The sequence below is a fragment of the Methylobacterium sp. P5_C11 genome, from assembly GCF_054049775.1.
In genome coordinates this window covers 16,160-40,974 of sequence record NZ_JBFULS010000016.1, presented here as the reverse complement: position 1 = coordinate 40,974, position 24,815 = coordinate 16,160, and the positions used below count along the sequence as shown (strand labels likewise).

Genomic DNA, 24,815 nt, shown 5'->3' with positions numbered 1-24,815 from the left:
GCAGCACGGGCACAGGATGGAGCGTGGGTCCTCAGCCCCGCGCATTCGCCGCGGCGCCGTAGCCGGCGCGCCGGCCGAACACCACGCCGGAAGTCAGGCCCGAGCCGCCCGGATAGCCGTTGAAGAACACGCCGCCCACCATCTCGCCGCAGGCGTGGAGGCCGGGGATGGCGCTGCCGTCCTCCCGCTTCACCCCGCCGTCGTCGCCGACCTCGACGCCGCCATACGTGAAGGTGATCCCCCCCGTGACCGGATACGCCTTGAACGGTCCGGTCTCGATCGCCTGCGCCCAGTTCGACTTCGGCAGGGCGAGCCCCCGGGTGCCGCGCCCGTCCTTGACGGTCGGGTCGAACGGCACGGACTGGTCCACGGCGGCGTTGAACGCCGCGATGGTGCGCCGCGCCGCGACGCGGTCGATGYCTTCGAGCTTGTCGAGGAGGCCGTCCAGGGTCTCGGCCTCGACGAAATGCGCGTCGTGGAACCGGTACTCGCTGTAGAGCAGGTGATCGACCTTGGCGTCGAAGATCTGCCACGCCACGTGGCCCGGCTGCTCCATGATCGCGCGGCCGAATTGCGCGTAGGTATAGTTGCGGAAATCCTTGCCCTCGTCGACGAACCGCGCGCCGTCAGCATTGAGCATGAGCCCCAGGAAGTAGCAGATCTTCCGGTAGTGCTTGCGCTCGCCGTGGGGCAGGTCGAGGTTGCCGTAATCGGGGGTGTGCAGATCCATCGGCGTCGCATGGCATCCGCCGTAGAAGCCGTGGGCCTTCGCGCCGAGGTCCAGCGCCATCCGCAGCCCGTCGCCCTGATTGTGCGGCGTGCCGCGGACCCGCGCCTTGTCCCAGCCTTCGCCGATATAGCGCGTCCGCAGGGCGGCGTTCGACTCGAAGCCCCCGCAGGCGAGCACCACGGCCCGGGCGCGGAACGCGCCCTGCGGCGTGTCCACGCCGGCGACGCGCCCGTCCTCGACGATCAGCCCGGTGGCCGGACAACCGTAGCGGATCTCGCCGCCGGCCTCGGTGAAGGCCTCTAGCTCGGCCCGGGCGAGGCCGAAGCCCTCGTCATGGGTCGCGAGCGTCAGGCCGCCCCAGAACACGAAGCGCCCGTCCTTCTCGAAGGATTGCCGGGAATAGATCGGCTCGAACTTCACCCCCTGGGTCGCGAGCCAGCGCAGAGCCGCGCCGCTCTCGTCGATCAGGATTCGCTGCTCCCGCGAGAGCGGCCGGCCGTCGTTGAAGCCGAGGAGGTCCGCCTCGAACATTTCGGCTGTGTAGGCACCGAAATCGGTGCGGCGCAGGCGCGGATCAGCGGGATCGGCCAGAAGCGGGATCAGGTCGCCGTTGCCCGCGTAGACGACGCGCATGGCGCCGGCCGTGTAGGCGGTGTTGCCGCCGGCGAGATCCCGTTCGGCCTTCTCGATCATCAGCACCGAGGCGCCGCGCTCCAGGGCGGCGAGGCCGGCGCTCATGGCGGCGTTGCCTGACCCGACGACCACCACATCCCACTGCGCATCGCCCGGTCGCTGCATGCCCGCCTCCTCACGATCGATTGCCCTAGCAGCATTGTATACGTCTGCATGCAATTCAGCACAAGCGTTCCGGAGCGCCCGGTTTCAGGCTATGGCCGAGGCGAGGAGAGCCGGAGATGAAGGCCAGCGACGCAGAGCGCCCGAGCGGCGCCGGCGCCTATGAACGCCTGCTGCGGGCGATCGAGGAGGGCGAGCTCGCCCCCGGCAGCCGGCTGCGCGAGGCGGACCTCGCCGAGCGGTTCCAGATCAGCCGCACGCCGGTCCGCGAGGCGCTCGGGCGGCTGGAGGCGCAGGGCCTCGTCGCCCATGAGCCGCACCGGGGCGCCAGCGTGGCGCAGCTCGATTACGGGCAGGTGAGCGAACTCTACGACCTGCGCGAGGTGCTCGAGGGGACGGCGGCGCGCCTCGCGGCGATCCATGCCAGCGCGGTCGAGACCGAGATCCTTGAGGAGATGGTCGCCCGGGACCGGACGCTCACGGGCGACGCAGCCGCGCTGGCGCGGACCAACCGTCTGTTCCACCGTCAGATCCACGGCGCCGCGCGCAACCGCTTCCTGCAGGGCACCCTGGAGACGATGCGCCTTTCGCTGGTGCTGCTGCCGGGCGCCACCACCCTCGCGGCCCCCGAACGCGCGGCCGACTCCCTCGCCGAGCACGCCGCCATCGTGGCGGCGATCCGCGCCCATGACGGCGACGGCGCCGAGGCCGCGGCCCGGGCGCATATCCGGGCCGCCTTCAAGGCCCGGATCCGGATCTGGCAGGAGACCTGAGCGGCCTCGGCCCTCAGGCGTGAGCGGGAACCCGTTCCAGCCCGGGGCGCCCCCGGAACAGGGCGAGCGTCGCGACGATGCCGCAGGCCGCCGCCGCCATCAGCCAGTAGCTCGGTGCCGCCCGGTCGCCGGTCCTCTCGATCAGGTAGGTCGAGACCATCGGCGTGGCCGTGCCGAACAGGGCGGTGGCGAGGCTGTAGGCCAGCGAGAAGCCGCTCGCCCGAACATGGGCGGGGACGACCTCGGAGAGCGAGACCACCATGGCGCCGTTGTAGACGCCGAAGAAGAACGAGAACCACAACTCCACGGCGAGCATCTTGCCGAAGGTCGGGTCTGCCACGAGCCAGTGCAGCGCCGGGTAGGTCGTCAGCAGCGACAGGGTCGAGATCGTCAGCAGCACCGGTTTGCGCCCGATCGCGTCCGACAGAGCCCCGCCCACCGGCAGCCAGATGAAGTTGGTGATGGCGACGCAGAGCGTGACGATGAGGCTGTCGGTCTCGGTGAGCTTGAGGACGTTCTTGCCGAAGGTCGGGGTGTAGACGGTGATCATGTAGAAGGTCACCGTCGTCATCGTGGTCAGCATCATGCCGAGCAGCACGATCCGCCAGTTGGCGGCCACCGTGGTCAGGATCTCGCGGGTGCTGGGATGGCGGGTCCGCTTGGCGAATTCCTGCGTCTCCTGCAGCGAGCGGCGGATGAGGAAGATGAACGGCACGATCAGGCAGCCGATCAGGAACGGGATGCGCCAGCCGAAATCGCCGATCTGCTGCTTGGTGAGGAAGGCGTTCAGCCCGTAGCCGATCAGGGCGGCGAACATGATCGCGACCTGCTGGCTCGCCGACTGGAACGAGGTGTAGAGGCCGCGCCGCCCGGGGGTGGCGATCTCGAACAGGTAGATCGAGACGCCGCCGATCTCGACGCCCGCCGAGAAGCCCTGCAGCAGCCGGCCGGCGAGCACGATCAGCGGGGCCGCGACGCCGATGGTGGCGTAGCTCGGGCAGAAGGCGATGAGCACCGTGCCGCTCGCCATGATCGCCAGGGTGATGATCAGGCCCTTCCGGCGCCCGATCCGGTCGATATAGGCGCCGAGCACGATCGCCCCGAGGGGCCGCATCAGCGCCCCGAGCCAGAACGTGCCGAAGGTCAGGAGCAGCTCGGTCGTCTCGTTGCCCGAGGGGAAGAACGCCCGCGCGATATACGTGGCGTAGAACCCGAACAGGAAGAAGTCGAACATCTCCAGGAAGTTGCCGCTCGTCGAGCGGAGGATCGCGCCGATCCTCGACTGGAGCGTGGCTCCGACGGCCCCGGCATCACCGGCCATGTTGACGTCCTTTCCGGGTGCCGGTCAGGCACCGATCCACTTCATGGCGATGATCGTGCCCGTGACGGTCAGCGCGCCGCCGATGCGGGTGGCGATCTGCGCGAAGGGCATCAGTGCCATGCGGTTGGCCGCCGTGAGGATCGCCACGTCGCCGGTGCCGCCCTGGCCGCTGTGGCAGGCATTCACGATGGCGGTCTCGATCGGATACATCCCGAGCCAGCGGCCGACGAAGAAGCCCACGGTCATCAGCGTCGTCACGGTCGACACGATGGTGATCAGGTTCACCAGGGTGAAGGCCGCCATGAGTTCGTGCCAGGGCGTCAGCGCAACGCCGATGGCGAAGAGCAGCGGATAGGTCATGGAGACCTGCACGAACTTGTAGACCACGAAGCCGCCGGCCTGGAGGTGCGGCGACACCGCGCTGGCGAGCTTGGCGAAGACCGCCAGGAACAGCATGGCGACCGGCGCCGGCAAACCGATCAGGTGATGGGCGATGACGCCGAGCAGATAGAGGGTGATGGCGGTGAGCCCCGCGGCGCCGATCGTGGCGGCGTCGATCTGCCCGCGCGCGGCCTCCGACTTGGCCTGCGCATCGCTCGATTTCATCTCGTCCGAATCGGGCTGGAGCCGTCCCTCGCCGGTGAGGTGGGGGTACCGCTTCCCGACGGCGTTGAGCGTGCCGGAGAAGATGATGGCCGTGAGCGAGCCCAGCATCACCGGCGGCAGGACCTGGGCGAAGACGACGCCCTGCTGCAGGCCCAGGATCGCCGCGTAGCCGATGGAGAGCGGGATCGCACCCTCGCCGACGCCACCGGCCATGATCGGCACCACGATGAAGAAGAACGTCTTGTACGGGCCGAGGCCGAGGAGCGTGCCGACCAGCGTGCCGACCACGGCCGCCGCCACCGAGCCGATCGCGAGCGGCGCGAAGATCTTGAGGAAGCCCTTGATCAGGACCTCGCGGTCCATGCCGAGGATCGAGCCGACGATGATCGTGGCGATGTAGATGTAGAGGAAGTTGGTGAACTTGGTGAAGTCGGTGATCGCCTTCACCATCTGCGGCGGCACCAACGCGTAATAGACGAGCGCCGAGGGGATGAAGGTCGCGAAGATGGCCCCGGCGCCGATGTTCTTCAGGATCGGGATCCGCTTGCCGATCTCCGCGCAGGTGAAGCCGCCCATCACCAGCACGGCGATCATGGTCGGCCCGTCGGGCTTGATCTCGCCTTCCTGGACCAGGACGGCGATGAGAATCGCCAGGATCAGGTAGACCGGCAGCGGTATGATGCCGATCTTGCTGTCGACAAGGCGCCACCAGCGACCGGGCCAGATCCGGTCCGCGCGCCGCTCGGCCGCCCGATTGTCCGTGGAGGCGGGAATCGGGCTCGACGAAACTGTGCTGGTCATGGCGTCCCCCCGGATATCTGACCGCTTGCGGGCCGTTTCACCGTTCCCCGGGCGCCGCGACCGCGACCGCACGGGAAATCCCGGCCCGTCGAGTCCCGCGGGATCGGCGGAGATAAAGTGACATTCCGCGTAACAGCGCCGATGAAGGGCGGCAACGCGATCCGGGGGACAAAGGGCACGACCTGTTCCGCGAGCGGGGATTAAAGCCAGCTCGGCGTGGTCGCTCGGATGCGCACGAAAAGAGGCCCGGCGCGGGGCCGGGCCTCGACGGCGTTGTGCACGGAGTCCGGCGGCGCGCGCGGCGCTCCGCCGCCGGCCGCGCCGATCAGAAGTCGCGCTGGACGCGGAGGCGGACCTGCGAGACCGAGTCCTGCGTCATGGTGCGCGGGACGAACGTGCCGTTGTTGATGCCGGCGACGTTGGCGTAGGCCGTGGGGCTCTTGTCGAGGTCGATCGCGCGACCGCCCTTCACGCCGACCTGCATGTACAGCGCCTCCACGCCGATATCGAGGTCGCGCACGGGCGACCAGATGAGGCTCCCGCCGGCGACGAACTGGTAGGTGTCGCGCAAGGCCTGGCTGAGCTGGTAGAACCGGGTGCCAGGGGCGCCGACGCCGTTGGTGCCGAAGCTGTTGGCGCCGTTCGGGTTGACGAAGTTGAACGCCGCCCCCTGCGCCAGGCGGGCGCCGCGGCCGAAATCCTGCTCGCCGTAGCCGCCGAAGATGGCCGAGCGCCAGTCCGGCGACCAGTAATGCAAGTAGGAGGCGACCGCCGAGAGGCTGGTCGACGTCTGCAGCTGGCCGGTGAACGGGTTGATCGTCGCGTCCGCGAAGGTCTGCCCGATCTTCTGCCCCTGGATGAGCGTGTTGACCTGCTGGTAGCAGCCGGTGAACGCGCAGTAGCCGGTATACATCTGGGCGCCCTCCGCGTAGGCGCCCTGGAGATACAAGGCGTCGCCCGGAGCGATAAACGGCGTGTTGATCTTCAGGCCGCCCTGCACCGCCCAGCCCTCCACGCTCCTGGTGTGGGGGACGCCGGTGATGACGCCGGGGGCTCCCGCCGGCAGCGCCGCGGCCGTGGTCAGGTTGCCGACGTTCAGCTCGTGGGCCGCGGCTGAGATCTGGGCGGAGCCCCAGGCTTGATCGACGCGCAGGACACCGACGAAATCGGGCAGGCGCTCGCGCTGGATGGTGTCGATGGCGCTGTAGCTGGACGGGAGGGCGTTGGCGTAGCCCACGAAGACGGGGCTGACCGGGGAGGCCCCCGCCGACGGCGAGAAGATCGGGCTGCGGCGGAACACCGGGTCCTCGATCGAGAGCGTCGCCGACAGGCCGTCGCCGACGGCGACCGTGTAGGCGAGGAGGTTGGTCGACGCGATGTCCGAGCCCATCGTGGCGCCGGCGATCTCGAAGTCGTGGGCGTAGAAGTCGAAGAACGATGAGGCGCGACCGGCGGTGAGCCCGGCGAACTGGATGAACGCCTTGTCGACGTTCATGTATTGCTGCGCGTGGCCGTTCTGGTCGACGCCGGTGCCGTCATAGGCCTGCCCGATCCGCGCCTGGGTGCCCGACCGGTCGTAGCCGGTCCGCGACCCCGCATCGAGGCGCACGAAGGCGCGCAGCGTCCCGTAGGCGGTCTGCGTGCGCGCATCCAGGTTGATGCGCATCCGGGCCTGGTAACCGGAATCGTCGCCGTTATTCGTCCCGGCCTGCCGCGAGTAGACGGTCCTGTAGCCGCCCTCGAACCGGGCGCGGCCCGAGATGCGCAGGCAGGTGTCGGTTCCGGGGATGTAGAAGAACCCGGCGCCGTAGGCGCCACAGACGCGGACGTACTCGATCGGAACCGCCTTCTTGACCGGCAGGTCGGCGGCGTGCGCAGCGCCCACCACCGCGAACGCGGCAGCAGACCCGAGCAACGATGATTTCAGCAATGCCATCGATGTCTCCGGAAATCAGATGTTAAACTTCGCAACAGGCTAGACCAATTCAGTCATTTCCAATTACATCCGGAAAAATTTGCTCATTTCGCTAGAGAAATTTGTCCCGATGCAGCGATCTCGACGCCCATCTGCATCTCGACACTGTGCATCGACTTGGATTTAGGCAATCGTGATTCACGATGAAGTCAGTCTGGATCGTTCTTTGTGGCAGTTAGGCCACAAAAATTGTCCTCGACGAAAATTACATATTTGGTTTGATAAGATCATTGCTTGGAAACTTGAATTGATATCTTCTTATATTGAGTATTACATTTCAGTTAGGAGAGACTGTTGAGCGACGCGAAGAAGATCGGCCGAATCCGTCGCCTCGGCGCGCGATCGAACGACGGCTGCGGACGCCTCACCGGCCCGCAACGCCGGCTTTCCGCCTCCGGCGGGCGATTCGGCGTCGCGACGGCCGTCAACGGGTTCGGCGATTCGGCCTGCGGAGAAGCGATCGCGGAGTCGGGGGCCGATTCAGGGGTCGGGTGGCGGGGACCGATGGCCCAGGCGGTGCGCGGTCGTCGCGGCCCGACGAAGGCACTGCGCGCCGCATCCGGGACGCTCGCGGCGCGGCATGGCGGCGACGGCCGCGCGCGCAGGGATGGGCGGGGATCGCGTCTCGCGGGAGCGACCCCTCGGCGGCGATGCCGGAGTTCGCGGAGTGGGATCGGGCGCGTGTCGGGCGGGCRCGGCGCCGCATCGGGACGCGCAGGGCGGCGCGCCGCCGCGGCGCGGTCGCGCTTCCACGGAACGCGCCGTCTCGCGTGGCGGGAACGAGTCCAACCGGCGCCGGGTCGCAGCCAGACGCGCTCAACGCGGCGGAGTGTTCAGCCAGCGCGGTCGACCGGGCCGTCGCGCGCGGTCGGAACGGCTGCGCACAATGAAAAAGGCCCGGCCGAAGCCGAGCCTTGAGGTCCCTGAAGCACGGGGACCGGCGCTGAGGCCGGAGCCTCGGCGCCGGTAAAGCGGCTTAGAAGTCGCGCTGGACGCGGAAGCGGAACGAGGACACGCCGTCCGACGTCGTGGTCCGCGGCACGAACGTGCCGTTGTTGATGCCGGCGACGTTGGCGTAGGCGGTCGGGCTCTTGTCCTTGTCGATGACGCGGCCGCTCTTCACGCCGATCTGGGTGTAGTAGCCCTCGACACCGATATCCAGGTCCTTGACCGGCGACCAGATGATGCTGCCGCCCGCCACGAACTGGTAGGTGTCGCGGAGCGCCTCGCTGAGGTTGTAGAAGGTCGTGCCCGGCGTGCCGACGGCGTTGGCGCCGAAGGAGTTCGTTCCACCGGGATTGACCAGACTGAAGATGGCACCCTGTGCGGCGCGAGCGCCGCTGCGGAAGTCCATCTCGCCGTAGGAGCCGAAGAAGGCCGAGCGCCATTCCGGCGTCCAGTAGTGCAGGTACGAGGCGACGACCGTGAAGCTCGTCGACTGCTCCATCTGCCCGGTGAACGGGTTGACCGTCGCGTCGTTGAAGAACTGGCTGAACTTCTGACCCTGGATCGTCGCGGCGTTCTGCGAGTAGGAGCCGCTGAAGGCGGAGTAGCCGGTGTAGAGCTGCGCGCCGGAGCCGTAGGCACCCTGCAGGTACAGGGCATCGCCCGGGGCGATGAACGGCGTGTTGATCTTCAGGCCGCCCTGAACCGCCCAGCCATACGAGTTGCTGGTGTGCGGGATGCTGACGTTCGAACCCGTGCCGGTGCCGGCGCCGTTCTGAACGTTGCCGACGTTCAGCTCGTGCACGGCGGCGGTGAGCTGGGCCGAGCCCCAGGCCTGATCGAGGCGCAGGGCGCCGACGACGTCGGGCATCCGCGAGCGCTGGATCACGTCGACCTGGCTGTACCGGGTCGGCAGGCCGTTGGTGTAACCGATGAAGACCGGAGCCGGCGAGTTCGTCTGGCCGAAGACGGCAATCGCGCCGTTGGTCGTGATGCCGGCCGGGTTGTTGGTCGGCGAGTAGATCGGGCTGCGGCGGAAGACCGGGTCTTCGGCCGAGATCGTGGCGGACAGGCCGTTGCCGAGGGTCGCCGTGTAGGCGAGCAGGTTGGTGGAGGCGATGTCCGAACCGGCGGTGGCGCCGGCGAACTCGAAGTCGTGAGCGTAGAAGTCGAAGAACGAGGAGGCGCGACCGGCGGTCATGCCGGCGAACTGGATGAACGCCTTGTCGACGTTCATGAACTGCTGGTCACGGCTGAAGCTGTCGATGCCGATGCCCGGATAGGCCTGGCCGATGCGCTGCTGGGTGCCGGAGGTGCCGACGCCGGAATAGCCGGTGCGGGCGCCGGCATCGAGGCGGACGAAGGCGCGCAGGGTGCCGTAGGCGGTCTGGGTGCGGGCATCCATGTTGATGCGCAGGCGGCCCTGGTAGCCGGACGTGTCGCCGGGGTTGCCGAACTGGCGCGAGTAGCTGGTCATGTAGCCGCCCTCGAACCGGGCGCGGCCCGAGATGCGCAGGCAGGTGTCGGTGCCGGGGATGTAGAAGAACCCGGCGCCGTAGGCGCCACAGACGCGGACGTACTCGATCGGAACCGCCTTCTTGACCGGCAGGTCGGCGGCATGCGCAGCACCCACCGCCGCGAACGCGGCAGCAGACCCGAGCAACGAGCTCTTCAAGAGCTTCATAGACATCTCCAAAGCTTCGAGACCCAATGATGCGGACGTGCCCGGTTGTCCGGGTCTAGCCGCACGTTTTGTAGGTTAGGCCTGCGTCTTAGGTGGCAGGCTCCTGCGGGCTCTCGCTTGGCGATGCCCCCGTGCACGATCACCATGTGCGAACGGGTTTCGGCGAGCAACGAGGATTCGCGGCCGCCTTGGCAGTTCCAGCGCGATGTTGCGGCGTGGCAACATTTTCAGGGTGATTTAGTCGGCAACGGTCTGCCGAATGTGCACGAATGCTGTCCTGAGCAGCGGATATGCCGCCTGTCGGGGCATCCGGCGGCCCGGCGCCATTCGGGGGCCGAGCCTCTCGTCTCGCGTCGGGCGATTCGCCCGTGCCCGGGCGTCGGGTGGCCGCCGCGATGATTGCGGCTCAGCGCCCCCTCACATGGGCGGCGTCAGGCCGTCCTTGCCGACCGCGACGCGCCGGGCCGTGAAGCGGCCGTCGTCACCCCGCGCCGCAATCACGAAGACCTTGGCGCCGGGGGCGAGCGCCGAGGCGCTGGCCGGCTCGAAGCTGACGACCGGCGCCTGCGGAGGCACCAGAACCTGCAGGGACTGACCCTGGCCGTAATCCACCGTGAGCGTCCGCTCCGCCCCGCCGCCGGTCGCCTTCACGGTGCCATTGGTCATGGCGCTCTTCACCCGGGGCGCGTCCGGGGCCGTGGACCGGATGTCGGCCTTCACGGTGCCGTTGGTCATGGCGCTCTTCACCGACGCGCCGCCGGCCGTGTGATCGGGAATCATGTCCCAGTCGTAATGGCCCTCGCCGGTGCCGCGCATCGCTTCGGGGAACAGCACCACCTCCAGCGCCACCGGCGGCTCGCCCTTGGTGGCGGTGCCGATGAACACGCCGTCCTTGATGGCGTCGAGGCTGGACGGGACCACCCAGGAGACCTTGGCGTCCGGAGCGAGCGTGACCGGCTCCGATGCGCCGTCGAGGGTCTTCAGCGTGAAGCCGCCGCCCGCGACCGCCTCGACGGTTCCGCGCAGGCGTTCGACCTTCTGGGCCGCCTGCGCGCCGGTGGCCGCGGTGAGCAGGCTCATCAGGGCGAGCGTCGCAAACTTCGTCATGGTGGGTCCTTTTCCTGCCGCCGGGATTGTTGCGACCGGCGGGACGTGGGGCGGAAAGCGGCGAGGTCAGCCCCGAGGGGCCTGTGACATCGCAGCCGGGTTCGTCCCCACGCCCGAACCGGTTACGCGTCCTCGGCCTGCCCGAGGGGGCTCAAGAACGGAGCGGCCGCAGCATCGGCGGCCGCCTCCGCGGCCCGGTACCGGCTCACGACCTCGGCTCCGAGGGGCGAGAGGCGGGCGCCTCCCCCGGCCCGGCCGCCGGTCTGCGCCTGGATCACCGGTCGGCCGAAACCGGTGTTCATCGCCTCGACCAGCAGCCACGCCCGCCGTTACGACATCCCCAGCGCGCGGCCGGCGCCTGAAATGGAGCCGTGCTCGGCGATCATCTCAAGCAGCCGCACCTTTCCGGGACCGAGGCGGTGCCCCGGTCCGAAATCGATGCGGATGCTCAGGCGCGGCGCCGCGCCGGCGCAGGGCGGGCGCCCGGGGGGCGGGTCGTCCGCCGCGCTCAGGCCGGCAGCGCCAAGAGGGCGAAGCCGGCCGCGGCGATGGCGGCACCGAGCACCGGCGCCGCCCGCATGGCTCCAACCCGCGTCGCCGCAACTCCGAGTCCGATCCCGGCCGCGTGCAGGAGCGCGGTGGCCGCCAGGAAACCGAAACCGAAGGCCACGCCGGAGCCGGTCTCCGGCATCTCGGTCCCGTGGGCGTAGCCGTGGAACACCGCAAAGGCACCGACCAGGGTAGCGAGCAGGGCGACCGGCGCGCGGAGGCCGACGATGGCGGCGAGGCCGAAGACCACGATGGAGAGTGCGATCCCGGCCTCGACATAGGGCAGCGCGAAGCCGGCCAGGCCGAGACCCGCACCCGCACACATCAGCCCCAGGAAGGACAGCGGCAGCGCCCAGAGCGCGCGTCCGCCGCGCAGGCTCGCGAGGAGGCCGACCGCCACCATCGCCAGAACGTGGTCGGCGCCCATCAGCGGATGGAGAAAGCCCGCCTCGGCGCCCGTCGCGGCACCGTGTCCCGGATGGGCGAGCGCCGCCTGGGGAAGAAACAGGAGTGCAGCCGGCAGGAGCGTCAGGGGCGCGGCGGTTCGGGTGGAGAGCAGACGCTTCATCGGGGATCCTTCGCTGGACCCGACAAGATGTAGCGCCGTCGCGCCACCTCTGCGAGGGGGTGACGCTTCAGAGCGACATCGCTTCGTGGACCGCGGCCGGCGCGAAGGGCTCCAAGAAGGCGGCACCGACGCCGTGCGTGAAGTGGCGCATCACCGTTGCGGATTTCCGTCCCACCTGGATCGTCGCCCCGATCTCCAGCGCGTGGTCCACGAGCAACGCGACACCGGAGGCCGAGACGTTCAGCACATGGCCGTTGAACGCTTCGCCGGACGCGGTCGTCACCTGAACGATCTTCTGCTTCGGTACGATTCGCCGATCGACGCGGATCGGTTCCTGCCGCAGATCCTGAGCCCGCGCCAGTGTCACGAACTGACGGACAAGGTCGGTGACGATCGCGCGCCCTCCCCGGACGGAGACGATAAACTCCTGGCCGGCCACGCGGGCGATGCGCGCTTCCAGCGTCCCGACATGGCGGATGCTGCAGGTCAGATCCTCCCCGGCCGCGAGGCGGGAGGAGGAGCGGAACCGGATTCCCTCCGTCGAGACGTCGGCCGTCACAGCGTAGAAGTCGCGACGCCGCTGATTCCAGCACAACGCCGGCAACATGACGATGTGCCGTCGGACCATCATACCTGCGTCATCATTAGGAATACATGTCCGACCTTGTGCGGTCGAACAATTTGCCGGCCTGTTCCGGAAATCCGTACAATTCAACTTATCCCAGCCCGATTGAATCGCGTCTACGCCGCGGTCGCGGCGGAGCGGCACGGCCCCGCGCCGGCCCGGGGCAGACAGCTGTATACAAGATGCGTGTTGATCAGCTGGCATGGATGCTGCCTGGGATTGTGCATGCCACGGCGGTACGCGACAGTGTCGACCGCCCATGGGTCGGCGTGGCCGATCCCTCCCGCCACCTTCGCACGCCACCGGACCGGTCCCATGTTGCGTCTCGCCGCCTGCCTCCTCGCCGGACTCGCCTTCGCCGGCCCTGCCGCCGCGCAGACCCTGCGCTACGGCATGATGGAGGATCCGGACGCCCTGGATCCGACGCTCGCCCGCACCTTCGCGAGCCGGATGGTCTTCGCCGCTCTGTGCGACAAGCTCGTCGATATCGGGCCGGACCTGAAGCCTGTGCCGCAGCTTGCCACCTCCTGGGAACTCTCCCCCGACGAGAAGGCGCTGACCATGCACCTGCGCCAGGGCGTGCTGTTCCACGACGGCGAGAAGCTCGACGCCGCGGCGGCCAAGTTCTCGATCGAGCGGCACATGAAGCTGCCGGGCTCGCAGCGTCGCTCGGAGATCGCGCCGATCGACTCCGTGGATGTGGTCGACGACCTCACCTTCCGGATCAACCTGAAGCAGCCGTTCGCGCCGCTGCTCGCGCAGTTCACCGACCGGGCCGGCATGATGATCTCGCCGAAGGCCGCGGAGCGGCTCGGCGACAAGTTCGCCAGCGCTCCGGTCTGCGCAGGCCCCTACAGGTTCGTCGAGCGGGTGCCGCAGGACCGGATCGTGGTCGAGCGCTTCCCCGACTATTGGAACAAGGACGCGATCCACATCCAGCGGATCGAGTTCCGGCCGATCCCGGACGCGACGGTGCGGCTCACCAACCTGCGCGCCGGGCAACTCGACCTTCTGGAGCGGCTCGCCCCCACCGACGTGGCGCAGGTGAAGCGCGACGCCAAGCTGAAGATCGAATCGACCTACGAGCTCGGCTTCCTGGAAATTCTTCTCAACCCGAACAAGGCCGGCTCGCCGGTGGCAGATCCAAAGGTGCGGGCAGCCCTCGAGGCGGCGCTCGATCGCAACGCCATCAACCAAGTGGTCTACAACGGTGAGTTCCTGGCCGGGAACCAGTGGGTCAACCCGAAGAATCCGAACTACGTCGCCGAATACCCGATCCCGAAGCGGGATGTGGCCAAAGCCAAGGCGCTGCTGGCCGAGGCCGGCAAGCCGAACCCGCAGATCACGCTCACCGTCTACGCCGACAGCGACTCGCCGCGGACCGGGCAGGTGATCCAGGCCATGGCCAAGGAGGCCGGGTTCGACGTGAAGATCCAGGCGGTGGACTTCACCACCGCGCTGGATGCCGCCGACAAGGGCAATTACGAGGCGCAGCTCTATTCCTGGAGCGGCCGCTCCGATCCTGACGGCAACACCTTCAGCTTCCTCGCCTGCAAGGCGGCGCTGAACTATCCCAAATATTGCAGCCCGGAGGCCGATGCGGCCCTCCAGGCCGAGCGGGGCACCGTCGACCCGGCCCAACGCAAGGCCGCATGGAAGGCGCTCGCCGATCAGGTCCTGAAGGATCGGCCCGGGATCTACATCCTGCACCGCAAGTTGCTCTGGGCCTACAGCCAGAAGATCACGGGTTTCGTGCCCTATCCGGACGGCCTCGTGCGTTTCACCGGGCTGAAGCTCAACTGATGCTGCGGTTCTGATGCTTCGATTTCTGGCCCGACGCCTCGCCCTGGCGCTCCCGACCCTGATCCTTGCCTCAATGATCATCTTCGCCCTGCAGCAATTGCTGCCGGGGGACGTCGCCACGGCGCTGACCGGCGAGGAGCGCGACCCGCAGGTGATCGCCTTCATCCGCGAGAAGTACCACCTCAATGAGCCCCTGCCGGTGCGCTACGCCTACTGGGCCGGCGGCGTGCTCCGGGGCGATCTCGGCGAGTCGATCCGGCTGCAGAAGCCGGTCTCCGAGCTGATCGTCGAGAAGCTGCCGGTGACGCTGGAACTCGCCTGCCTTGCCATGCTGGTGGCGCTGGCCATCGGCGTGCCGATGGGCGTGCTCTCGGCCGTGAAGCGCGGCCAGGCCGCCGACACGATCGCCAACGGGATCGCCCTGTGGGGCCTGTCGGTGCCGAATTTCTGGCTCGGGATCCTGCTGATCCTGCTGTTCTCGGTGGAACTCGGCTGGCTGCCGGCCTCCGGCTACGTCTCGCCCTTCGAGAGCCTGTCGGACAACCTCGCCGCCATGGTGATGCCGGCCTTCGTGCTCGGCAACGCCATCGCGGCGGTGATGATGCGCCACACCCGCGCGGCGATGCTGGGCGTGCTCGGATCGGACTACGTGCGCACGGCCCGCGCCAAGGGCGTCTCGCCGCTCCGGGTGACCCTGCGGCACGCGCTGCCCAACGCGGCGATCCCGATCATCACTTTGGGCGCGCTGGAATTCGGGCAGCTCCTGTCGGGGGCGGTGCTCACCGAGCAGGTGTTTTCGGTGCCGGGCTTCGGCAAGCTGATGGTCGATGCGGTATTCAACCGGGATTTCGCCACCGTGCAGGGCGTCGTGATCTGCACGGCCGCCACTTACATCGCGCTGAACCTCGCCGCCGACCTGCTCGCCGCGGCCGTGAACCCGAAGCTGAGGCGGGCATAATGGCGGTGTTCGAGCGCGAGGCCCTCTCGCATTCCTCAAGGTCGCGACTTCGGAAGTTGCCATCGAGGGCACAAAGTGAAGCGCGGGTCCCCTCTCCCGTGCGGGAGAGGGACAGGGTGAGGGAAGAGAACGTTCCGGAGAGGTCGCACCCCTCACCCCAGCCCTCTCCCGCACGGGAGAGGGGGCACGTCACATCTCGCGCAGGCCGGCCCGCAACCATCATGGCCTGTGCCGGACTGCAGCGTGTGCGGAGCGTGATCATCGGAGCAAACCTCCCGAGGCACCGATGAGCACCGGCACCCCCATTGCCGAAGCCACCGGCCTCGCCGCCCCCGCGGGAACGCCGGCCCTCCTCCAGGAACCCGGCACCCTCGCGGCCTTCTGGCGCCGCCTGCGCGCGCGGAAGAGCGCGGTTGCGGGGCTCATCATCGTCGGCCTGCTGATCCTGATGGCGGTGTTCGCGCCCTGGATCGCCCCCTACGACCCAACCGCCACCGACTGGGGGAACGTCCGCGGGTCGCCAAGCCTCGCCCACCCGTTCGGCGGCGACGAGGTCGGGCGCGACGTGCTCTCGCGGATCATCTACGGCGCCCGCGCGTCGCTCGGCGCCGGCCTCGTCTCGGTAGCGCTGGCCGTCTCCCTCGGCCTGCCGCTCGGTCTGCTGGCTGGCTACGCGGGTGGCTGGATCGACGGGGCGATCTCGCGCCTCACCGATGCGCTCCTGGCGATCCCGTTCCTGATCCTGGCGATCGCGCTCGCCGCCTTCCTGGGCCCGAGCCTCGTCAACGCGATGATCGCCATCGGCCTCTCAGCGACCTCGACCTTCATCCGGCTGACCCGGGCACAGGTCCGCGCCGTGGCGGCGGAGGAGTTCGTCGAGGCGGCGCGCGCCATGGGCAATCCGCCATGGCGGATCGCCCGGGTCCACATCCTGCCCAACATCGTCCCGGCGATCCTCGTCCAGGCGACGCTGACCATCGCGGCCGCGATCATCGCGGAGGCGAGCCTGTCGTTCCTCGGCCTCGGCCAGCAGCCGCCCGAGCCGTCCTGGGGGGCGATGCTCAACACCGCCAAGAACTTCATGGACGAGGCGCCGTGGATGGCGATCTGGCCTGGCCTGTCGATCTTCCTGGCGGTGCTCGCCTTCAACCTGTTCGGCGACGGCCTGCGGGACGCCCTCGACCCGAGGCAGCGGACATGACGAAGCCTCTCCTCGACGTCCGCGACCTCGCGGTCGCCTTCGACACCGACGGCGGCGCGGTCCACGCGGTCAACGGCGTCTCCTACACCCTGCACGAGGGCGAGACGCTGGGGATCGTCRGCGAGTCGGGTTCCGGCAAGAGCGTCCACGTGCTGGCCATGCTGGGCCTGATCCCGCGCCCGCCCGGCCGAATCACCGGCGGGCAGGTGCTGTTCGAGGGCCGCGATCTCCTCGCTCTGAAGGAACGCGAACTCCGAAAGGTCCGCGGCGGCGCGATCGGCTTCGTGTTCCAGGACCCGATGAGCTCGCTCAACCCCGGCATGACCGTGGCGGCGCAGATCGTCGAGCCGCTGCGCATCCATCTCGGCTTGGATGCCCGTGCCGCCCGCGCCCGGGCCAAGGCGCTGCTCGACCTCGTGCGAATCCCGAACGCGGCTTCGCGCCTCGACCAGTATCCGCACGAATTCTCCGGCGGCCAGCGCCAGCGGGTGATGATCGCCATCGGCCTCAGCTGCCGCCCGAAGCTGCTGATCGCCGACGAGGCGACCACGGCGCTGGACGTCACCGTCCAGGCCGAGATCGTCGCCCTGGTGCAGGAGCTGAAGCGCGAACTCGGCATGGCGATCATCTGGATCACCCACGACCTCGGCGTGGTGGCGGGCATCAGCGACACCGTGCAGGTGATGTATGCCGGCCGGATCCTGGAGCGCGGCCCGGTGGACGACATCTTCGCCGATCCCCGCAACGCCTACACCCTCGGGCTGCTGCGCTCCCTGCCGGACCTCTCCGGCGGACGTGCGGGCCGGCGTCGCCTGCACCAGATCGAGGGGGCGCCCCCGGACATGCGCCACCTCCCGCCGGGCGATCCCTTCGCGCCGCGCAACGCCTACGCGACGCCCCGCTGCCGGACCGAGATGCCGCCTCTGGCGCAGGCGTCCGGCGCTGCCCCCGGCCACCTCGTCGCCGCTTGGTACGACCTGCCGCAACTCCTGAGCCGGGAGGCCGCGCGATGAGCCCGCAGGATCATCCGCTCGTCGCGGTGCGCGACCTGTCCAAGCACTATCCCCTGCGCTCCTGGTGGGGCGGCAAGGCCTCGGTGTTCAGCGCGGTGGAAGGGGTGAGCTTCGACATCCGCCCCGGCGAGACCCTGGGGCTCGTGGGCGAATCCGGCTCCGGCAAATCGACCATCGGCCGAGCCGTGACCATGCTCAACCCGCCGACCTCGGGCACCATCGCGTTCGAGGGCACCGACCTCGCCAAGCTCTCGGCGGGCGCGATGCGGAGGATGCGCGCCCGGATGCAGACCGTGTTCCAGGACCCCTATGCCGCCCTCAACCCGCGGATGAGCGCCGGGGACTATGTCGCGGAGGCGTTCAAGCTGCACCGCCGGGACATGCGCGGCCCGGAGCGGCGAGAGGCCGTGGCATCCCTGTTCGAGCGGGTCGGACTCGATCCGCGGTTCATGGGACGCTACCCGCACCAGTTCTCGGGCGGCCAGCGCCAGCGGATCTGCATCGCCCGCGCGATCGCCCTCAAACCCAGCTTCATCGTCGCCGACGAGCCGATCGCGGCGCTGGACGTCTCGATCCAGGCACAGGTGGTGAACCTGCTCCAAGACCTGCAGGACGAGATGGGCCTGTCCTACCTGTTCATCTCCCACGACCTGCGGATGGTGCGCTACCTCTGCCACCGGGTCGCGGTGCTCTGGCGCGGGCGGATCGTCGAGATGGCCGAGGCCGACGCCCTCTACGCGGATCCGCGCCACCCCTATACCCGCCGCCTGCTCGCCGCCGTGCCGGTGCCGCATCCGGCCGAGGAGCGCGCCCGCCTCGCCGCACGGGACGTCGCCGGCCACGACCAGCCGCCGGACGGGCCGCTCACCGAGGTGGCGCCGGGGCATTGGGTGGCGATGCCGAGGGGGCAGCATGCGTGACCGCCTGGTACGAGCTCGGGTCGGAACCTGCGATTCATACCGGCCTGTCCGTCATCACGAGCGAAGCGACGTGATCCAGGGCAGCGCGACGTCGGGAGGCGCAGCGCCAGCTGGGTTGCTTCGCTGTGCTCGCAAAGACGGCCTCAGGCACGCCATCCACCGCGGACGGCACCAAACCGGCATTCCCGCCACCTCCTCGTCTCGTTGAGACGACCCGTACAGCAGGACATCCCGTGAGAGACTTCTCCGCCCCCGGCCGCTCCCCGGTCTACGCCGCCAACGCCGCCGTCGCGACCTCGCACCCGCTCTCGACGCTGGCCGCCATCGAGGTGCTGCGCGCCGGCGGCAACGCCGTCGATGCCGGCATCGCGGCCGTGGCGGTCCAATGCGTGGTCGATCCGCTGATGACCGGCATCGGCGGCGACTGCTTCGCCCTCTACGCCCCCGCCGGTGCGACCAAGCCCATCGCCCTCGACGGTTCGGGCCGCGCGCCCGCCGCCGCGACACCCGACTGGTATGCCGAGCACGGCGTCGCCATCACCCCGGCCTCGCCGCACGCCGTCACGGTGCCGGGCGCCGTCGGGGCCTGGGACCTGCTGGTCCGCGAGCACGGCACCCGCTCCCTGGGCGAGCTGCTTCAGCCGGCGATCCGCTACGCGGAGGACGGGTTCGTCATCCAGCAGCGGGTCGGCTGGGACTGGCAGCGGGGTGCGGAGCGCGTCGCCGGCGATCCCCATGCCGCCGAGACCTACCTGCCCGGCGGGCAGGTGCCGGCCATCGGCAGCGTCCTGCGCCTGCCGAAGCTCGCCGCGACGCTCCGGCGCATCGCCCAGGAGGGCGCGCGCGGCTTCTACGCCGGGCCGGTCGCGGAGGACATGGTGAGCCGGCTCAAGGCCCTCGGCGGCCTGCACACCCTCGACGATTTCGCCGCTGCCCGGCCCGACGTGGTCGTGCCGGTCTCGACCCGCTACCGGGGCTACGACGTCTACGAGTGCCCCCCCGCCGGCCAGGGCCTCGCCGCGCTGATGATGCTCAACGTGCTCACGCATTACGACGTCGGCGCCCTGTCGGACCTCGACCGGCTCCACCTGTTCGCCGAGACCTGCAAGCAGGCCTATCACCACCGCGACGTCCTATTCGGCGATGCTGCCCTGGCCGGAGTTCCGGTGGAGCATCTGCTCTCCGACACCTGGAAGGCCGCCGCCCATGGGGCGATCGACATGGGCCGGGCTCGGGAGCCGGTGATCTATCCCGAGATCGCGCAGGAGATCGCCGAGGGCCGCGCCCACAAGGACACGGTCTATCTCTGCGTCGTCGACCGGGACGGCAACGCCCTCTCGCTGATCAACTCGGTGTTCCAAGGCTTCGGCTCGGGCATCCTGGCGCCCGAGAGCGGCGTTCTGCTGCACAATCGCGGCCTGTCCTTCCGCACGGAGGGCGGCCACCCGAACAGCGTCGGGCCGGGCAAGCGGCCGATGCACACCATCATCCCCGGGATGCTGATGAAGGACGGGCAGGCGGTCGCGCCCTTCGGCGTCATGGGCGGCCACTATCAGGCCATGGGGCATGTCGAGCTGCTCTCCGGCCTCCTCGACCGGGGTCTCGACGTGCAGGAGGCCCTCGATGCCCCCCGGAGCTTCGCCTATGGCGGCAGCCTGGAGGTGGAGGACGGGGTCCCGGACAGCGTGATGGCGGGGCTGACGGAGCGCGGCCACCCGGCGATCCGCGCGCCGCTGCCGCTCGGCGGCGGCCAGGTCATCTGGATCGACCGCAAGGCCGGCACGCTGGCCGCCGGCTCCGACCCGCGCAAAGACGGCGCGGCGCTGGGGTACTGAGGCGAGCGCGACGGGGGTGGGGGCGCTGCCCGCCCCCGCGAACCTTGATCAGAGCCGCCGTCTTCGCGAGCGGAGCGAAGCGATCCAGACAGCGCTACGCTGATCGACGGCGCGCTGGCCCGGGTCACGTCGCTGCGCGCGTGATGAGGGCGGGCAGCGCCGCCGCCGGCTCAGTCGATATCCTCGATCGCCTCGTCCCCGCCGAAGACCCGCTGGGCGAGTGAGGCCTCCATGAACGGGTCGAGATCGCCGTCGAGCACCTCGTCGGGATCCGTGGACTGGGTGCCGGTGCGCAGGTCCTTCACCAGCTGATAGGGCTGGAGCACGTAGGACCGGATCTGGTGACCCCAGCCGATATCGGTCTTGGACGCGGCCTCGGCGTTGGCCTTCTCCTCGCGCTTCTTCAGCTCGGCCTCGTAGAGGCGGGCACGCAGCATGTTCCAGGCGGTGGCCCGGTTCTTGTGCTGCGAGCGCTCCTGCTGGCACGCCACCACGATCCCGGTGGGATTGTGGGTGATGCGCACCGCCGAGTCGGTGGTGTTGACGTGCTGGCCGCCGGCGCCGGACGAGCGGTAGGTGTCGATCCGGCAATCGGATTCCTTGATCTCGATCTCGATCCGGTCGTCGATCACCGGATAGACCCAGACGCTGGCGAAGCTGGTGTGCCGCCGGGCACTGGAATCGTAGGGGGAGATCCGCACCAGACGGTGCACGCCGGACTCGGTCTTGAGCCAGCCATAGGCGTTGTGGCCCTTGATCAGGAGCGTGGCGCCCTTGATCCCGGCCTCTTCGCCGTCGGTCATCTCGACGACCTCGACCTTGTACTTCCGGCGCTCGGCCCAGCGGGCATACATGCGCTGGAGCATGTTGGCCCAGTCCTGGCTCTCCGTGCCGCCGGCGCCGGCATGGACCTCGAGATAGGTGTCGAAGCCGTCGGCCTCGCCGGACAGCAGGGTCTCGACCTGACGGCTCGCGGCCTCCTTCTCGATGGCCAGGATCGCGGCCTCGCCCTCGCGGATCGAGGATTCGTCACCCTCCATCTCGCCGAGTTCGATCAGCGTGGCGCCATCCTCGAGGTCGCGCTCGAGCTTCTTGATCGCCGTGACGGCCTCGTCGAGCTGCTGGCGCTCGCGCATGACCTTCTGGGCGGCCTCGGCATCGTTCCAGAGGTCGGGATCCTCGGAAGCCGCGTTCAGCTCCGCGAGGCGTTTATCGACTGTATCCCAGTCAAAGATGCCTCCTCAGCAGCCCTATAGACTGCTTGGCGGCATCCGAGGCTTGCTCGATCTCGGCGCGCATCTGGTTTTTCGGGAATGGGGTGCGGGGAGGATAGGGGCGTGTCGGGTCGGGGTGATACCCGCCGGGGGCCGGCCTGTAAACGCTCCGGCGCCCTGTCGGCTGCCGGCTCTGCGGCGCCCGACCGCAGGAGGGGCGGCGAGCCGGCGCGCGCTAGGCGCGTTGTCGCGCACGAGCGACATGGTAGAGGAGGCCCGCGGATGGCGGACGACGATCACGCGGCGACGTGGAAGGATTTCAACGAGGCCGTCAACATGACGCCGGCGGCGCTGAAGAAGCATCTCGACAGCGATGCGAGCCGGGAGGTCGGCCAGAAAAAGGGCGGCGGCGAGTCGACCGGCCACGAGATGGGCCGGTGCATCCTGGCGATCAAGGACAAGAAGAAGGCCGACCTGACAGACGACGATTACGCGGCCATGCGCAAGGTCGTAGGCTACGTTCACCGCCATCTCAAGCAGGGCGGCGAGGCCCGGAAGGACCCCGACTCGCCGTGGCGGATCTCACTGATGAACTGGGGCCACGATCCGCACAAGGATTGAGGCCCTGGCGCGTCCGGACGGCTCAGTAGCGCGGCGGCCCGATGTAGGACGGGGCGATCACGTACTCCTTCGGCCGCCGGCGCGCGCCGAACCGGCCCTCGGTGATCTGATCGTTGTAGTAGTCGAACCCGGTGTAGCCGAAGCCGCCGCCGTTCATGACCTCGGCCACCGGCACCGGCGGCACGGCGAGATCGGGGCGGCCCGGCGGCACGACGGGGTGGCAGCAGCCCTCAACCTGCAGGACGGTCGGACCATTCGGGGCAGTGAACACGAAGGCGCGCGGCTGGTACGGCGCGGGCGGATAAGCGGCGTCAGCGGCCGAGGCGCCCTGCCCCGCCAGGAGGGCGAGGAGTCCGGCGGCGATCAGGGTCTTGGTGCTCACGCGATGCTCCGTCAGGAGGGGGCCGGCCAGGCCGGCAGCTGGCCTACAGTCTAGCTGATCGCGGGCGCGTTGTCCGGCCCATCCGAATCGACCGGTTAGCGAAATGCCGGCGCGGATCACCCGCGGGCGCGCAGAACCACCTGCGGGCTCGCCGGAACGGGGCGGCAATCCGTCGTGAAGGCGTTGACCGGCAACGGCTTCGAGTCGCAGGCGTAGACGTCCGTCGGACCCGGCGCCGGCATCGGATCCCGGGCGATGATCGGGTTCGGCGCGCAGGCGGAGGCCGCGGCGGCGAGCAGCAGGGCGGCGATCAGGTTCAGGCGGCGCATGCGACACTCGGGACGCGGGAGGACCCCCGCACCTGACCCTGGCCATCGCAGTCCGCCGTGACAAGCGCCGGCGCGGGGCGTCGGCGCCTTTGGCGGCGTCTGTCGCCCCGCGGCAACAATCCGGTCGGGCGGCGTGCAGGAAGAGTTCCCGGCCGCGTCGCAGCCGCGACTGGCGCCCGATCCTTGATCTGACGCGGGCGCTGACGTCGGACCGGTCGCCGATTCGGCGGCGCGCGCTCTAGCCGGCCCGCGCCATCGGCACGACGTTGTGCAAGGTCTTGTCGGTACCGTCGAAGAACCGGCGGATGTTGCGCGCGGCCTGCCGGATGCGCTGCTCGTTCTCCACCAGCGCGATGCGGACGTACTCGTCGCCGAACTCGCCGAAGCCGATGCCGGGCGCCACCGCCACGTCGGATTTTTCCAGGAGCAGCTTGGAGAATTCCAGGCTGCCCATCTCCCGGTAGCGCTCCGGGATCGGGACCCAGGCGAACATCGAGGCCGCCGGCGATGGGACGGTCCATCCGGCCTTGCCGAAGGATTCCACCAGGGCGTCGCGCCGCTTCCGATAGATGCCGCGCATCTCGTTAATGCAGTCGTCCGGCCCGTTGAGGGCCGCAGTCGCGGCGACCTGGATCGGCGTGAAGGCGCCGTAATCGAGGTAGGACTTCACCCGCGTCAGGGCCGCGAGGAGGCGCTCGTTGCCCACCGCGAAGCCCATGCGCCAACCGGCCATCGAGTAGGTCTTCGACAGGGAGGTGAACTCCACCGTGCAGTCGATGGCGCCGGGCACCTGCAGGACCGAGGGCGGCGGGTTGTCGTCGAAATAGACCTCGGCGTAGGCAAGGTCCGACAGCAGGATCAGCTCGTGCTGCTTCGCGAAGGCCACGAGGTCCCGGTAGAAATCGAGGCTCGCCACGTAGGCGGTCGGGTTCGACGGGTAGCAGACCACCAGGGCCACGGGTTTCGGGATCGAATGCAGCATGGCCCGTTCCAGGGCCGGGAACATCGCGGGCGTCGGCTCGGCCGGGACGGAGCGGATCACGCCGCCGGCCATCAGGAAGCCGAAGGCGTGGATCGGGTAACTCGGGTTCGGCACCAGCACGACGTCGCCAGGCGCGGTGATCGCCTGCGCCATGTTGGCGAAGCCCTCCTTCGATCCGAGGGTCGCCACCACCTGCGTATCGGGATTCAGGGTCACGCCGAAGCGGCGCTGGTAGTACCCGGCCTGGGCCTTGCGCAGGCCGGCGATGCCCTTGGAGGCCGAATAGCGGTCGGTGCGCGGACGCCCAGCGGTCTCGCATAGCTTGGCGATGACGTGCTTCGGGGCGTCGAGATCGGGGTTGCCCATGCCGAGATCGATGATGTCGGCGCCCTGCGCTCGGGCGGCGGCCTTGATCCGGTTGACCTGTTCGAAGACGTAGGGCGGCAGTCGCTTGATGCGGTGGAAGTCGGTCATGGGCGTGTCCATCGGCGCGTCCCGAATCTGGCGTCTTTCGTCTGTGCCGGTCGCGCGAACCCCATGCTCTAGCAGAGTTGCGAGCCGTCGCCGACCCTCAAAACGGTCGGGCTATCGGGGGGCCGCGGGGGCCGGCTTGATGGCGGCGGCGGCGCCCTGCCCGGCGCTGGTGGCGGCCCGTCCGCGGGCTTCGTTGCGCCCGCGGGCACTTTCCAGCTCCGCCTCCAGCGCCTTCTGCCCGGTGACGGATTTGGCCCGCACCGGGCGCTTCGGCGCGTCGACGCCCACCGCCATGAAGTCGGGCTTCTCCTTGCCGCGCGATTCGGCGACGAAATCCGGCGCCGCGACGACCCGTGGCCCATAGCCTGCATCGGAGGCCATCGAGCGCACGACGTCACCCGAACAGGCCGCGAGTGACCCGACGAGCAGTCCCAAGCCACCCGCGCGGACGGCGCGCAGGAGCGGATCGACACGGTGCGACAGGACGACAGGGTTCAAAAAGGCGCGGTCCATCGTCACAGGCCCATGAGAAGATCGGCCGGATGTTTCGACGTCGTCCGGAGCCGGGCTGGCGAAACCTTTGGCTCGCTCCTTATTTTGTCGG

21 protein-coding genes and 1 pseudogene are annotated in these 24,815 nt (G+C 69.2%); 8 read left to right on the top strand and 14 right to left on the bottom strand.

Annotated features, from left to right (window positions below; translation table 11 throughout):
- Window positions 1-31: 31 nt before the first annotated feature.
- The gene (gene tcuA, locus ACXJKQ_RS11100; RefSeq protein WP_457105803.1) at window positions 32-1,528 is read right to left on the bottom strand and encodes an FAD-dependent tricarballylate dehydrogenase TcuA; all 1,497 of its coding nucleotides are present in this window, start codon (window positions 1,526-1,528) and stop codon (window positions 32-34) included.
- A 116-nt stretch (window positions 1,529-1,644) separates the two neighbouring features.
- Between tcuA and ACXJKQ_RS11095 the strand changes: the two genes are divergently transcribed.
- Window positions 1,645-2,298, top strand: a complete 654-nt coding sequence (locus ACXJKQ_RS11095; protein WP_457105802.1) for a GntR family transcriptional regulator — start codon at window positions 1,645-1,647, stop codon at window positions 2,296-2,298.
- 13 nt (window positions 2,299-2,311) lie between these two features.
- On the opposite strand, the gene tcuC is transcribed toward ACXJKQ_RS11095, so the two are convergent.
- The 8 genes and pseudogenes from tcuC to ACXJKQ_RS11055 all read right to left on the bottom strand — a co-directional run bounded on the left by tcuC (window position 2,312) and on the right by ACXJKQ_RS11055 (window position 12,293).
- Complete coding sequence (tcuC, locus tag ACXJKQ_RS11090) at window positions 2,312-3,619, bottom strand: tricarballylate/proton symporter TcuC (RefSeq protein WP_457105801.1); 1,308 nt, start codon at window positions 3,617-3,619, stop codon at window positions 2,312-2,314.
- Between the two features lie 24 nt (window positions 3,620-3,643).
- Window positions 3,644-5,026, bottom strand: a complete 1,383-nt coding sequence (locus tag ACXJKQ_RS11085) for a 2-hydroxycarboxylate transporter family protein (RefSeq protein WP_457105800.1) — start codon at window positions 5,024-5,026, stop codon at window positions 3,644-3,646.
- A 325-nt stretch (window positions 5,027-5,351) separates the two neighbouring features.
- A complete protein-coding gene (locus ACXJKQ_RS11080; RefSeq protein ID WP_457105799.1) occupies window positions 5,352-6,962 on the bottom strand; it encodes a porin in 1,611 nt (536 codons plus the stop codon).
- A 1,015-nt stretch (window positions 6,963-7,977) separates the two neighbouring features.
- Window positions 7,978-9,630 carry a porin gene (locus ACXJKQ_RS11075; protein ID WP_457105798.1) on the bottom strand — a complete coding sequence of 551 codons (1,653 nt, stop codon included), beginning with the start codon at window positions 9,628-9,630 and terminating at the stop codon, window positions 7,978-7,980.
- 417 nt (window positions 9,631-10,047) lie between these two features.
- Window positions 10,048-10,737 carry a metal ABC transporter permease gene (locus ACXJKQ_RS11070; RefSeq protein ID WP_457105797.1) on the bottom strand — a complete coding sequence of 230 codons (690 nt, stop codon included), beginning with the start codon at window positions 10,735-10,737 and terminating at the stop codon, window positions 10,048-10,050.
- 122 nt (window positions 10,738-10,859) lie between these two features.
- Window positions 10,860-11,183, bottom strand: a pseudogene (locus ACXJKQ_RS11065) (winged helix-turn-helix domain-containing protein).
- A 62-nt stretch (window positions 11,184-11,245) separates the two neighbouring features.
- Window positions 11,246-11,854 carry a HupE/UreJ family protein gene (locus tag ACXJKQ_RS11060; protein WP_457105796.1) on the bottom strand — a complete coding sequence of 203 codons (609 nt, stop codon included), beginning with the start codon at window positions 11,852-11,854 and terminating at the stop codon, window positions 11,246-11,248.
- 67 nt (window positions 11,855-11,921) lie between these two features.
- On the bottom strand, window positions 11,922-12,293 hold the full coding sequence (locus tag ACXJKQ_RS11055) for a hypothetical protein (protein WP_457105795.1): 372 nt from the start codon (window positions 12,291-12,293) through the stop codon (window positions 11,922-11,924).
- 501 nt (window positions 12,294-12,794) lie between these two features.
- Here ACXJKQ_RS11055 and ACXJKQ_RS11050 point away from each other — a divergent pair.
- The 6 genes from ACXJKQ_RS11050 to ACXJKQ_RS11025 all read left to right on the top strand — a co-directional run bounded on the left by ACXJKQ_RS11050 (window position 12,795) and on the right by ACXJKQ_RS11025 (window position 20,209).
- Window positions 12,795-14,282: an ABC transporter substrate-binding protein gene (locus ACXJKQ_RS11050; RefSeq protein WP_457105794.1), complete on the top strand. Its 1,488-nt coding sequence runs from the start codon at window positions 12,795-12,797 to the stop codon at window positions 14,280-14,282.
- A 13-nt stretch (window positions 14,283-14,295) separates the two neighbouring features.
- On the top strand, window positions 14,296-15,240 hold the full coding sequence (locus ACXJKQ_RS11045) for an ABC transporter permease (RefSeq protein WP_457105793.1): 945 nt from the start codon (window positions 14,296-14,298) through the stop codon (window positions 15,238-15,240).
- 286 nt (window positions 15,241-15,526) lie between these two features.
- Window positions 15,527-16,441, top strand: coding sequence for an ABC transporter permease (locus ACXJKQ_RS11040; protein WP_457105792.1), 915 nt, complete (start codon window positions 15,527-15,529; stop codon window positions 16,439-16,441).
- Entirely contained in the window at window positions 16,438-17,454 is a 1,017-nt protein-coding gene (locus ACXJKQ_RS11035) for an ABC transporter ATP-binding protein (protein ID WP_457105791.1), read from the top strand. The genes ACXJKQ_RS11040 and ACXJKQ_RS11035 overlap by 4 nt, the downstream gene beginning before the upstream one ends.
- Entirely contained in the window at window positions 17,451-18,374 is a 924-nt protein-coding gene (locus tag ACXJKQ_RS11030; protein WP_457105790.1) for an ABC transporter ATP-binding protein, read from the top strand. Before ACXJKQ_RS11035 ends, ACXJKQ_RS11030 begins: the two co-directional genes overlap by 4 nt.
- 233 nt (window positions 18,375-18,607) lie before the next feature.
- On the top strand, window positions 18,608-20,209 hold the full coding sequence (locus ACXJKQ_RS11025) for a gamma-glutamyltransferase family protein (protein WP_457105789.1): 1,602 nt from the start codon (window positions 18,608-18,610) through the stop codon (window positions 20,207-20,209).
- Window positions 20,210-20,379: 170 nt separating this feature from the next.
- Here ACXJKQ_RS11025 and prfB read toward each other — a convergent pair.
- A protein-coding gene (gene prfB / locus ACXJKQ_RS11020) for a peptide chain release factor 2 (RefSeq protein ID WP_457105788.1) occupies window positions 20,380-21,508 on the bottom strand; the annotation gives its coding sequence in 2 pieces (ribosomal slippage) (window positions 20,380-21,438 and window positions 21,440-21,508; 1,128 coding nt in all).
- 197 nt (window positions 21,509-21,705) lie between these two features.
- Here prfB and ACXJKQ_RS11015 point away from each other — a divergent pair.
- On the top strand, window positions 21,706-22,044 hold the full coding sequence (locus ACXJKQ_RS11015) for a DUF3140 domain-containing protein (protein WP_457105787.1): 339 nt from the start codon (window positions 21,706-21,708) through the stop codon (window positions 22,042-22,044).
- Window positions 22,045-22,066: 22 nt separating this feature from the next.
- On the opposite strand, the gene ACXJKQ_RS11010 is transcribed toward ACXJKQ_RS11015, so the two are convergent.
- The 4 genes from ACXJKQ_RS11010 to ACXJKQ_RS10995 all read right to left on the bottom strand — a co-directional run bounded on the left by ACXJKQ_RS11010 (window position 22,067) and on the right by ACXJKQ_RS10995 (window position 24,724).
- A complete protein-coding gene (locus ACXJKQ_RS11010; RefSeq protein WP_457105786.1) occupies window positions 22,067-22,426 on the bottom strand; it encodes a hypothetical protein in 360 nt (119 codons plus the stop codon).
- Between the two features lie 116 nt (window positions 22,427-22,542).
- Window positions 22,543-22,755 carry a hypothetical protein gene (locus ACXJKQ_RS11005; protein WP_457105785.1) on the bottom strand — a complete coding sequence of 71 codons (213 nt, stop codon included), beginning with the start codon at window positions 22,753-22,755 and terminating at the stop codon, window positions 22,543-22,545.
- Window positions 22,756-22,993: 238 nt separating this feature from the next.
- Window positions 22,994-24,211, bottom strand: coding sequence for an LL-diaminopimelate aminotransferase (locus ACXJKQ_RS11000; protein ID WP_457105854.1), 1,218 nt, complete (start codon window positions 24,209-24,211; stop codon window positions 22,994-22,996).
- Between the two features lie 111 nt (window positions 24,212-24,322).
- Entirely contained in the window at window positions 24,323-24,724 is a 402-nt protein-coding gene (locus ACXJKQ_RS10995; RefSeq protein ID WP_457105853.1) for a hypothetical protein, read from the bottom strand.
- Window positions 24,725-24,815 lie beyond the last annotated feature (91 nt).